Source organism: Ulvibacter sp. 2305UL32-6 (assembly GCF_058148545.1).
This window is the reverse complement of the sequence record NZ_JBYVKA010000001.1, coordinates 262,045-273,812: the sequence shown is the minus strand read 5'-3', so window position 1 is coordinate 273,812 and position 11,768 is coordinate 262,045. Positions and strand designations below refer to the sequence as shown.

Annotated in this window: 11 protein-coding genes; 5 read left to right on the top strand and 6 right to left on the bottom strand. The window is 37.5% G+C overall.

Going from position 1 to position 11,768, the window contains the following annotated elements; genetic code table 11:
* Positions 1–8 precede the first annotated feature (8 nt).
* Positions 9–662, bottom strand: a complete 654-nt coding sequence (gene pyrE / locus ACY2RU_RS01340; protein WP_490136601.1) for an orotate phosphoribosyltransferase — start codon at positions 660–662, stop codon at positions 9–11.
* 7 nt (positions 663–669) lie between these two features.
* On the opposite strand from pyrE, the gene ACY2RU_RS01335 reads away from it, so the two are divergent.
* Positions 670–1,293, top strand: coding sequence for an NUDIX hydrolase (locus tag ACY2RU_RS01335; protein WP_490136600.1), 624 nt, complete (start codon positions 670–672; stop codon positions 1,291–1,293).
* Here the strand turns inward: ACY2RU_RS01335 and ACY2RU_RS01330 are convergent.
* On the bottom strand, positions 1,261–3,006 hold the full coding sequence (locus tag ACY2RU_RS01330) for a M14 family metallopeptidase (RefSeq protein ID WP_490136599.1): 1,746 nt from the start codon (positions 3,004–3,006) through the stop codon (positions 1,261–1,263). The genes ACY2RU_RS01335 and ACY2RU_RS01330 overlap by 33 nt on opposite strands.
* Before the next feature lie 235 nt (positions 3,007–3,241).
* On the opposite strand from ACY2RU_RS01330, the gene ACY2RU_RS01325 reads away from it, so the two are divergent.
* Positions 3,242–4,000, top strand: a complete 759-nt coding sequence (locus tag ACY2RU_RS01325) for a T9SS type A sorting domain-containing protein (RefSeq protein WP_490136598.1) — start codon at positions 3,242–3,244, stop codon at positions 3,998–4,000.
* A gap of 373 nt (positions 4,001–4,373) precedes the next feature.
* Here ACY2RU_RS01325 and rho read toward each other — a convergent pair whose 3' ends face one another.
* Positions 4,374–6,140, bottom strand: coding sequence for a transcription termination factor Rho (rho, locus tag ACY2RU_RS01320; RefSeq protein WP_490136597.1), 1,767 nt, complete (start codon positions 6,138–6,140; stop codon positions 4,374–4,376).
* A gap of 196 nt (positions 6,141–6,336) precedes the next feature.
* Here rho and ACY2RU_RS01315 point away from each other — a divergent pair, with 196 nt between their 5' ends.
* Positions 6,337–6,747, top strand: a complete 411-nt coding sequence (locus ACY2RU_RS01315; protein ID WP_490136596.1) for a DUF4293 family protein — start codon at positions 6,337–6,339, stop codon at positions 6,745–6,747.
* 78 nt (positions 6,748–6,825) lie between these two features.
* Here the strand turns inward: ACY2RU_RS01315 and ACY2RU_RS01310 are convergent, their stop codons facing one another.
* The gene (locus ACY2RU_RS01310; protein WP_490136595.1) at positions 6,826–7,317 is read right to left on the bottom strand and encodes a metallophosphoesterase family protein; all 492 of its coding nucleotides are present in this window, start codon (positions 7,315–7,317) and stop codon (positions 6,826–6,828) included.
* Positions 7,318–7,642: 325 nt separating this feature from the next.
* Here ACY2RU_RS01310 and truA point away from each other — a divergent pair, with 325 nt between their 5' ends.
* Together truA and ACY2RU_RS01300 are read left to right on the top strand one after the other, a co-directional pair.
* Positions 7,643–8,389, top strand: coding sequence for a tRNA pseudouridine(38-40) synthase TruA (truA, locus tag ACY2RU_RS01305; protein WP_490136594.1), 747 nt, complete (start codon positions 7,643–7,645; stop codon positions 8,387–8,389).
* A 25-nt stretch (positions 8,390–8,414) separates the two neighbouring features.
* Complete coding sequence (locus ACY2RU_RS01300; RefSeq protein ID WP_490136593.1) at positions 8,415–10,178, top strand: ABC transporter ATP-binding protein; 1,764 nt, start codon at positions 8,415–8,417, stop codon at positions 10,176–10,178.
* On the opposite strand, the gene ACY2RU_RS01295 is transcribed toward ACY2RU_RS01300, so the two are convergent.
* Positions 10,142–10,990 (bottom strand): DUF3667 domain-containing protein, encoded by an 849-nt coding sequence (locus ACY2RU_RS01295; RefSeq protein ID WP_490136592.1) that lies wholly within the window; start codon positions 10,988–10,990, stop codon positions 10,142–10,144. The genes ACY2RU_RS01300 and ACY2RU_RS01295 overlap by 37 nt on opposite strands.
* A complete protein-coding gene (locus ACY2RU_RS01290; RefSeq protein WP_490137458.1) occupies positions 10,990–11,766 on the bottom strand; it encodes a diadenylate cyclase in 777 nt (258 codons plus the stop codon). Before ACY2RU_RS01290 ends, ACY2RU_RS01295 begins: the two co-directional genes overlap by 1 nt.
* Positions 11,767–11,768: the final 2 nt, after the last annotated feature.

Sequence of the window (11,768 nt, the reverse complement as noted above, 5' to 3'; positions counted from 1 at the left end):
GATGCCTATTATTTGGCAGCTGAAGGATCCCATTGCGATGGGTTTTCACGCCAAGTGGCCAAGGTTGATGCTTGGTCTGCAGTAATGTAATTTGATCGTTCAGCCAATACCAATAAATTCTCGTAATCACTTAAGGTATGAAGTTTAACATCTGCTTTCTCAAAGTTTTCTTTTGCAATATCAAAGCCATACGTAAATATGGCAATCATGCCTTTAACGTTAATATTTGCTTCCTTTAGGGCATCAACGGCAACAAGGCTACTTTTACCTGTACTAATGAGGTCTTCAACCACCACCACATTTTGATGAGCCTCAATATGACCTTCAATTTTATTTTGACGCCCGTGCTTTTTAGCTTCAGGGCGCACATAGCAAAAAGGAATATTTAGATAATCTGCTACTAACATACCAATACCAATGGCTCCTGTAGCAACACCGGCAATTGCATCGGGTTTACCGTATAATTCTTCAATTTGATTTGCCATATGCTCCCGTATAAAATTACGGATCGCTGGATATGAGAGTGTTACCCGATTATCACAATAAATAGGTGACTTCCAACCAGAAGCCCACGTAAAAGGGTTTTGTGGTTGCAATTTTATTGCATTTATTTGTAAAAGTAATTCGGCTGTTTTTTGAGCAGTCTCATTGTTTCTTATCATACTGCAAATGTATAAAGTTTTTGTAAAAGATATTCCTATTATTCTTTCTACTCAGAAAAATATTGGCAAGCAATATCTGGCTATTCCTTTAAAGTTAGCGCGCTTTAAAAAATTGATTAAACGCATCAATAATGGTGAGCTGCTCTATATTAATCTCTATCATAAAAATGAAGAGAAATTAGAGCGTTTTCTTCGGAAGAAACTACCCGTTGTAGAAGCGGCTGGAGGGATGGTTCTTAACAATAAAAGGGAAATCTTATTTATACGCCGTAACTCGAAGTGGGACCTTCCGAAGGGAAAGATAGAAAAGGGGGAATCACACACGGAAGCCGCCTTACGAGAGGTGGAGGAGGAAACAGGCGTGAAAGGTTTAGAAATTAAGAAATTTCTAAAAACCACCTATCACGTATTTAAAAGGAATGAAAAGTTTAAACTTAAGATCACCTATTGGTATGAGATGTATACCACATATGACGGTCCGTTAGAGCCTCAAGAAAACGAAGGTATCAAGAAGGTTAAATGGAAAAACTTTGAGAAATCACAACGAGCGCTTCAAGATTCCTACGAGAATATCAAGTTGCTTTTTCCGAAGGAATATTTAACCACCCACCCTAATGACAGGATATCGTAAATGTGCTTTTTCATAATGTGGTGACTGCTTATGGATCCAGTCTAACTGCGTGTACCAGTTCTTTGCAAAATCAGGCTCTGCTTCTTTTTTCTTCTGAAATACCTCGTTGATATCCGGATTATCGCGCAAGAATTGAAGTGCTTTGTCTTCCCAGACATATGGAGAAAATCCTTCCTTTTGTTGTAAGATGGTATCGAAAAAGTTCCAATTAAAAAATGAATCGGGTGCTGTGGGTTCTAGTGTCTCCAAAAGATAGCGAACGCCTTCTTGATCGGTGTCAAAAATATAATCTCCTTCCTTTATATTTACCTCTAAACGCTGCTTCTCTATCTCAGTATTGTAGTGTAGGTAATGTCCTTCATACGGAGTTTTTACAGTTTTATAGTCTTTGATATGATAGACTTCAGCTAAAAAGTTAGTATCCTTCTTTGCGCGTTCATAATGTATCTTATTAGCCTTTATAAGATCAATAATGTTCCAGTACCCTTGAGGAATGATATACTTTTCGGGAATCGTAACAGTTTCGGTTGGAGTGAAATAATTGTAGTAGTTAATATCTCTTGTAAATGGCTTTGACTCGTCGTATTTAAGTCGGTTGCTCCCTGTAACCTCACTGGGGATCATTTCGCCTTCATATCCTTTAAATTGTAAGGTACTGGTTTTGCTACTATCTATTTTCCAGGCTATAGGATATGTATTACCAGCCTTGTATTGCGTTGTTGCATTTTTCCGAAGCTCTCTAATAACCTCTGCCTCATTATCGGCAATGTTAATAAAACTTTTCATTAGCTCATATGTTCCTTCTACACGCTGTTTATAAGGTTTAAGCATATGTGTTTCAACCATCATTCCTAATGTATTGTAGAGGGCTGTATAACCGGTTGAATAACGCGGCCCATCCATAAACTGACTGAAACCTTTTTCGGGGGTGCTATTAAACACATTGACATAGGGTGTGATATCCCAGTTCTTTTGTTTTAAGGAGTCTTCCAATTGTGGCATTAGGTTTTTGTGAAGATAGTTTCCTAAAGAACCTCCTAACTTGTTGTGTTGGGTAAATAGGTGTGTAAGTGTGTATTGGTAATCTGCACCGTTACTTACATGGTTATCAATAAATAGGTCTGGCTTTACCGTGCGAAAAATATCGATAAAAGCACGAGCGTTTTTTGTGTCGGCTTTGATAAAGTCTCTATTGAGGTCATAATTACGAGCGTTGCCTCTAAATCCGTAGCTCTCAGGTCCGTTTTGATTGGTTCGTGTATGACTATTCCTGTTTAATGCTCCCCCTATATTATAGACAGGGATGACTGCAATAATAGTATTATTGGGAGCTTCTAGTTTTCCAGTAGCATAGTCACGCAGTAAGAGCATGGAAGCATCTATACCATCGCTTTCTCCAGGATGTATACCGTTATTAATTAGGATAACAAGTTTCTCGCTTTCGTCTGAAAATTCGGACTCAAATGATCTATTCGGGTTAAAAGTTATAAGGTGTAGTGGTTTACCGCTATCAGTTTTTTCCATGGTATACATAGAAATAGAGGTGAATTGGGCGGCAAGTTGTTCGTAGTATGAAATAACTTCTGAATAGGTGGGTGTTTGAGTGCCTTCCGATTGCTCAAAAATGGTTGTACCATCGAAAGTTTGTTTTTCTTCAGAATTACCACAAGATAGAAGTAAAAATACGATTATTAAACAGAGGTATTTGCTCATAGTATTGATAGTAAGAATTGTATGTCAATATTTTGTTGTGCTGTAATAATTATAAAAATATTAAGAAATTTTTTGCAATTAGTATCAATTTTCAAATTGCTTTCCTATATTTGTTACACAATATTAAACTTTTAAACATACTATTATGAAAAAAATTACTTTATTACTTGCTGCAGTTGCAGTATCGTTTGCTGGTTTTTCGCAGACAACAGTAACCCACAACAACTCTGAAGTTATGGTTGATGGATTAGGTCTAACTTGTCAGTCTGGAGGTATTACTACCGAAGGTTTTGACGGTGGTGCTTATGACTTAGCTGGTGATTTCGCTATCACTGATGCATTTCAGGTAAATGAAGTTACTTTTGGTGTTGATGAGACTATTGGTGCTCCTGGTGACGCTTACACAGTTACTGTAAACGTTTACACTACAGACAGTGGAACTCCTGCTGGAACATTAACTTTATTAGGAAGTCAGCCAGTGGTTGTTTCTTCTGCTGATGACTTAACTGTTAAGTCTGTAGTATTCGCTACGGCTCCTGTTGTACCAGCTGGTGAAGTTATGGTTGTAGAATTAGCTTTCGTTGATGATGGTCAAACTAGTTTCCGTTTAGGTGGAACTGATGTAATGGCTAACGACGATTCATGGATTAAGTCTGATCCTTGTGGTCTTGCTAATTATGACACTTACGCTAACTTAGGATTTGCTGACAGATGGCACGTTGTGAGTGCAATTGGTGAGGCTGTTTTAGGTGTTAACGATAACATCGCTGAATTGGCGTCTGTTTATCCTAACCCTGCTCAAGATATCCTTAACGTTTCTATTCCTACTTCTGTTGAAGTAAATAGCGCTCAGCTTTTTGATATCTTAGGAAAAGACACTGGTATCCAGTTAGTAAATGGTCAAATGAATACAGCTAACCTTGCAAGAGGTGTATACTTGTTGAATGTTAAAACAACTGCAGGTACATTGACTCAAAAAATCGTTAAGGAGTAATTAGAACTTCTTTACAATATTAAGAAAGGCCTCAACATTTGTTGAGGCTTTTTTTATTGTGTGGTTTTATCCTAGAACAGAATGGTTGGTTTAGTGATCTTAAAAGCCAAGGAAAGAGTTTATGGTTTCCCCTTATTAGGTACGAACCACAGTTCGGCTAGAGATGACTAAGGCTATTTCAAGACTGCTATTAGATCGTGATCTAATTTGTCTTCTTAATAATTGAGAGATATTTAAAAGAGGAACCTTGATCAAGGGATATTTAAACGCTTCTTTTCTTCTGAAGAACGGTTTTAGCATTCTTAACTAATAGGTATTAAAAAAGGCGCTTCCATTGGAAGCGCCTTTTTTAATGTAAATATCTAGATGATAACTAGCCGTTCATTGAAATTAGGAACTCTTCGTTATTTCTAGTTTGTCTAAAACGATCATTTATAAATTCCATCGCTTCAACTGGGTTCATGTCTGCAAGATATTTGCGCATCACCCACATACGTTGAATAGTGTTCTCATCGAGTAATAAATCATCTCTACGTGTACTTGAAGAGGTAAGATCGATCGCTGGGAATATTCGTCGGTTAGAGATCTTTCTGTCTAACTGTAGCTCCATATTTCCTGTACCCTTAAATTCTTCAAAGATAACTTCATCCATTTTAGAACCAGTCTCAGTCAGTGCAGTTGCAATAATACTGAGCGAGCCTCCATTTTCTATGTTACGTGCAGCACCAAAGAAGCGTTTAGGCTTATGAAGTGCGTTGGCATCAACACCACCACTTAATATTTTTCCACTTGCAGGTTGTACAGTGTTATAAGCTCTGGCTAAACGTGTAATAGAGTCTAAAAGAATTACCACATCGTGACCACATTCTACAAGACGCTTTGCTTTGTCTAAAACTAGATTTGCAACACGAACGTGCTCTGTTGCTTCTTTGTCAAAAGTAGAGGCAACAACTTCGCCGCTAACATTACGTTGCATGTCTGTAACTTCTTCAGGTCGTTCATCAATTAGTAAGATGATCTGATATACTTCAGGATGATTCGCAGCAATTGCATTGGCGATATCCTTTAAAAGCATTGTTTTACCTGTTTTTGGCTGTGACACGATCATACCACGCTGTCCTTTTCCAATAGGAGCAAACAAGTCTATAATACGCGTTGAGATTGTACTTTGCTTATCGGCAAGATTAAATTTTTCTTCCGGAAATAAAGGTGTCAGGTGTTCAAAAGAAACACGATCACGAACCACATTAGGACTCAAGCCATTAATTTTGTTGACCTTAATTAATGGGAAGTACTTCTCGCCTTCTTTAGGAGGGCGCACTTCACCAAGTACAGTGTCACCACTTTTTAGACCAAAAAGTCTGATCTGCGATTGTGAAACATAAATATCATCTGGAGACGATAAATAATTATAATCACTTGACCTTAAGAAACCATAACCGTCCTGCATAATATCCAGTACGCCTTCGCTTTCAATAATTCCGTCAAATTCAAAATCAGGTTCTTTATAACGGTTTCTATTGTCTTTGTTACCATTATTACCGCCTTTAGATGAACGATTGTTGTCTTTGCGATTGTCTTTAGATCCATGCTGTCTGTTGTCATTTGGATCGATTTTGGAATCTTTCGAATTTCGAGTATCGTCTTTCGTATTCCGATTTCCGTCTTTTTGATTCCGATTGTTATCTTTTTGATTCCGATTACCGTCTTTTGTGTTCCGGTTATCGTCTTTTGTGTTTCGGTTATCGTCTTTTGAAGTCTGGTTATCTTCTTTCGTTTTGCGATTATCATTTCGTTGATCGCTACGATTGTCACTTTTTTGGTCCTTGCGCTGATCGTTTTTCTGTTCGGCGCGAGGCGCTCGTGGTGGACGCGGTTTGCGTTGTGGCCTATTGTTTTCTGAAGGAGCTTCAGTGGTAGTAGGTGTTTTGGCCGCGGCAGGCGTTTCTGAGTTTTTGGAAGTTGGTTCGTCTGAACCAACAACTGCTTTTACCGCTGTAGGATTGGCAGCTTGATAATCTAAAATTTGATAGACCAAGTCTAGTTTTTTTAAGCTTCGGTATTTAGGAACTTTTAATGCTTTTGCAAGTTCTTGAAGCTCAGGAAGCTTTTTAGCTTTTAATTCTGATATTTCTAACATTTAAATGGGTATAATATATTGTTATGTAGTGTATTCCCGAAAGGGGTGGTTTTGAAAAAAAAATAGTTGAAGACTAAGTAACCGAGATTGAATTGGTTACGGATTAGTATTGCAAGTATACAACAATTATTTAAAAAATGGGTTGTATCGTTTTAAAAAGAAACCTTATTTTTGCTAAGAATTATTTAGAACAATTATGTTACAACGCATTCAAACCATTTATATAATTATTTCGATCTTTGCATTAGGATCGCTATATTTATGGTTTCCTGTGATATTGGATGCAGCTGGTATTCCAGTTATTGAAAGAGGTGAGCCATTAGTTTTTGGTCTTTTGTTTGCCTCCATTGCGTTGTCAATAATTTCGATCTTGAGTTTTAAAAAGCGGCAGTTACAATTTGTGCTCAACCGTTTAAGTATCATATTAAATTTTGTATTACTGGGCGTTTTCGTGTACAGGTCTCTAACTTTATCCGGAGAAACATTGGTTTCTGAGAAGGGTATTGGGGTGTTACTTCCTATCATTTCTATCGTTTTTTTAGCGATGGCCAATAAAGCCATCAAAAAGGATGAGGATCTCGTAAAATCTGTAGACCGGTTGCGTTAAAACATCTCCTTAGTATATTTTAGTGCAAACCCTCAAAGAATGCCATCTTTGGGGGTTTTTTATTTTTCTTCGGAAATCTTAACGCTTAAATTCAATTACCTCAAGGTTACTAATGGTTTCTTTGTCAATTTGAAAGCGAAGCATGGTTCGTACTTTGTGAAAACCATGAGTACCTGCGGCACCCGGATTCATATGTAGAAGCCCCAATTTCTTATCATTCATCACCTTTAAAATATGAGAGTGCCCAGTAATAAAAAGTCGTGGCGGGTTTGCGTATAAGGCATCACGTATAGCAGGACTATAATGTCCTGGGTAACCTCCAATGTGGGTGATCCATACATCAACTTGTTCACACATAAACCGATTGTGCAGTGGAAATTCACTGCGAGCTTCGGCATCATCAATATTTCCGAAAACCGCCCTAAGGGGTTTTATTTTTTTTAGCGCATCGGTCACTTTTAGATCGCCAATATCACCTGCATGCCATATTTCATCGGCTTCTGAAGCATATTTTAAGATTTTATCGTCAATATAACTGTGTGTATCGCTTAAGAGAAGAATTTTTGTCAAAAGATCATTTTTAAGATGTCTTGCGAAGATATTGATTTTTGAGACCGAAGTGTGAAGACCGAAGACGGAAGTTAATTGAATAGTTGATTGGGTGTTGGAAGCATGAATCAAGAAGAAGGAATAAAATTGAACAAGTACGTTTTTAATCTTACTCTTTGGAATAGCTATTTTTTGTAAACTTAGCAATCATTCAATCATTCAATCATTCAATCATTCAATCATTCAATCATTCAATCATTCAATCATTCAATCATTCAATCATTCAATCATTCAATCATTCAATCATCACGGCAATTCCGTATTTTTGCCTTTCCGAAGAAAAATTATGCGTTATTTTATTGACATCGCTTATAACGGCACAAACTATTGCGGCTGGCAAAAACAACCCAATGCAATCACCGTACAAGAAGTTTTGGAGACAAGTATGAGTACCTTTTTTAGAAAGGATGTTCAAGTTGTTGCGGCTGGCCGTACCGATGCTGGCGTACATGCCAAGCAGCTGATCTTGCATACTGATTTGGAGGGGCTTCAAAATATTGATGAAACTATTTTTAAACTGAATTCATTTCTTCCTGCCGATATTTCAATACGGTCTATCGTTAAGGTACTTCCCGATGCACATGCGCGATTTAATGCGGTTGCAAGAGAGTATAAATATGTGGTTTCTTTGCGGAAAGATCCTTTTCTGCAAAATTTGGCCTTTCAAACGTTTCATCGGCCTGATGTAGAATTGATGAATGACGGGGCTGCTTTACTATTGGATTATCAAGATTTTCAATGCTTTTCTCGTTCAAAAACCGATGTCAAGACCTACCTTTGTGATATTAGAAAAGCGAGTTGGACACAGCAGGAAGATTTGCTTACTTTTACCATTGAAGCAGATCGTTTTCTTCGGAATATGGTTAGAGCGATCGTTGGAACTTTGTTAGATCTAGGTCACAAAAGGATAACTATTGAGCAATTACATAAAATCATTCAGGATAAACAACGCAGTAAAGCTGGTGCTTCTGCGCCAGCACATGGATTATATCTGACCAAAGTAGCGTACCCTGAAGATCTATTTATAAAATAAAAGCCCTACCAAGGTAGGGAGTGATATGGCGGAAAGCGGAAAAGCATTCGATTTTAAACTATTCAGACGTTTGTTGAAATTTACAAACGCCTACAAATTGGTATTTTATTTTGTGGCTTTCGCCGCAGTGGCCATGTCTGTATTGGCCGTACTTAGACCGTATTTGCTTAAGGAAGCTATAGATACTTCTATCGTTCCACAAGATGCCGAAGGTTTTTTATACTTTATAATTTTAATGCTCGTAGTACTTGTCTTTGAAGTGCTGTTTCAGTTTGCATTTATTTATTATTCGAATTGGCTCGGACAAAGTGTTATTAAGGATCTTCGCGTAAAACTCTTCACCTTAATGTTGAGTTTCAGAATGAAATATTTTGATAAAAGTGCCGTGGGTCGTTTGACCACAAGAGCGGTTAACGATATTGAAACCATTTCTTCTATCTTTAGTCAGGGTCTTTTTATGATCATTAGCGATTTGCTAAAAATGTTTGTCATCGCTGGGTTTATGCTCTATCAAAGTTGGCGTTTGTCACTTATAGTTTTTGCCATCTTACCCATTGTTATTTATGCAACTCGTCTCTTTCAGCGGGCTATGAAAGTAGCCTTTGAAGAAGTGAGAAACCAAGTGGCCAATTTAAATTCATTTGTTCAAGAACGAATTACAGGAATGAAGATCGTGCAGATCTTTAACCGTGAAGACATAGAATACGAGCGATTTAAAGAAATTAATGAAAAACATAAAAAGGCATGGGTAAAGACGGTTTGGTATAATTCGATCTTTTTTCCAATTGCTGAGATGACTTCAAGTGTGGCCATCGGACTCGTAGTGTGGTACGGAGGATTGAATGCTGCTGGTGGAGGTATCATCACTTTAGGTTTGATCACAGCCTTTATTGAACTTTCACAAATGTTATTCAGACCGTTGCGTCAAATTGCAGATAAGTTTAATTCGTTGCAAATGGGAATGGTAGCTGCCAATCGTGTCTTCGGAATTTTAGATACACAATCTCATATCGAGGATGTAGGTACAAAAGTATTGACCAAAGCGGAAGGACGTATTGATTTTGAGCATGTATGTTTCGGATATGTTGAGGGCGAAGAAGTGATACGAGATATTTCGTTCAGTGTAAAAGCAGGTGAAACAATAGCAATCGTAGGAGCTACTGGAGCAGGAAAGAGTACGATCATTAATTTGCTCAATCGATTTTATGAAATTAATAGTGGAGTTATTTTGGTAGATGGCGTTTCCATTAAAGAATACACACTGGACTCATTACGTTCAGAGATTGCGGTCGTATTACAAGATGTTTTCCTCTTTGCCGATACGATATTAAATAATATTACTTTAAATGATAAAGCTATTTCCGAAGCAGAAGTCATAGCGGCTGCTAAAGAAATTGGAGTGCATAAATTTATTACTTCACTGCCAGATGGCTATCATTACAACGTTAAGGAACGCGGTTCGATGCTTTCTTCTGGGCAGCGTCAACTTATCGCTTTCTTGCGTGCATATGTGAGTAAGCCTAGTATTTTGATCTTAGATGAAGCAACGTCTTCAGTAGATACTTATTCCGAAGAAATGATTCAAACAGCCACCGAAAAAATTACAAAGAATAGAACTTCTATTGTGATCGCGCATCGTTTAGCAACCATCAAAAAAGCAGATAAGATCTTAGTAATGGATGCTGGAAAAATTGTGGAAACGGGGACGCATAAAGAATTGCTTCAGCGTAAAAATGGTTACTATAGAAATCTTTACGAGGTCCAATTTATGACCGAAGAAGCTATATAGCCTATCTTTTGCTGCGCTGCGGCCTTCTGAGCTTCTATCATACCATCCATATAACCGCCTGTGTACATGATGATCCCTATAATTAACATGGTTATAAAAAGTAAGGGGATCAAAATGAGGCCAAATAGCAATGTTTTAAGTAGTATTTGGAGCACGCTCAACCCGTATAAGCGCTTTAAAACATACCCGTAGAAAATTACTTGAATAGGAAGTGCTGCAATAGTGATTACTTGGAAAACAGGAAAATACCAAACAGTCATCAAATAGAGCAGTGTAACTAAAATGGAAACGTGAGAATACGCATATAACGCAATAATTAGGTGCTCGGCGTAATTGTATTTTTTGTTTTTAAGAAAAACCAGACGTGAAATGGCTGCTAAAAAAGGAATAGTCAGAAAAAATATTAGTGAAGTATACTCAAAAATAGATTTGTTTATGTCGGCCGACATTTTGGCCTGCTCAGCGTTTGCGCTAAACATTGATGATTGATAGTTTAAGGCATCCGGGAACCATTTTAGAAAGACAAAAAAGAAAAAACTAGACAGCGTTAATGCAATGGTAAAGTATCCGAAAGCATGGATATACTTTTTACGAACTCCATCAATATAGCCGCCAATTACCACTTCAGGTTTGCTGAAAAGATGAAAAAAAGTTCGTACAGGTTTACTGGAATCAATACTAAAAAATGCGGTAGCAAATTCAGTTAGTAATGATTTCATGGTAATGCGACGATCAATCACTTTTGCGCCACAAGCGTTGCAAAAGCGATCATTATCACTCAATGTGAGTTGGCAATTTTTACAAGTTGTCATTACCCTAAATCTTTTTTAATTAGTTCTCGTAGTTGATCAATATCTTCATACAGCACAAAATCGCCATCTTTTAAATAAGATATTTGTCCGTTTTCCTCCGAAACGATCAAGCAAACAGCATCGCACTTTTCAGTAACACCAACTCCTGCGCGGTGACGTAGTCCAAACCGCAATGGAATTTTTCTATCGTTTGATACAGGCAGAATCACTCGGGTCGCTTTGATAAAATTTTCTTCAATGAGCATGGCTCCATCATGTAGCGGACTATTTTTAAAGAAAATACTTTCTATAATTGGTTTGTTTACTGCAATATGCATACTATCTCCAGTGTTTTTTACAAACTCAAGACTATTGTTACGTTTAATGACAATAAGGGCTCCAGTATTGGTTAGGCTCATACTTTGACAAGCATCTATGATCGCGTCAACATTGGTAGATGAAACTTGATCGGTGCCAGTAAAAAGTTTGAGGCGTTTCCAAACCCGTTTTCGAGCACTAAAATTAGTAGAACCCAACATGAGTAGAAATTTCCGGATCTCCTGCTGGAATACAACAATCAATGCAAACATTCCTACGCCTAAGAAACCGCCCAGAATTTTACTAAGAAGCTCCATTTCCAAGAGCACGGTGAGACGCCAAATGGCATAAATAATGACAATTCCAACAAAAATGTTGATGGCCACGGTACCTTTTACCAACCGATACATATAATAAAGAAGCACCGCTACCAATAAAATATCGATGGCGTCAATAACTCTAAATTTTGTAAAATCCAATA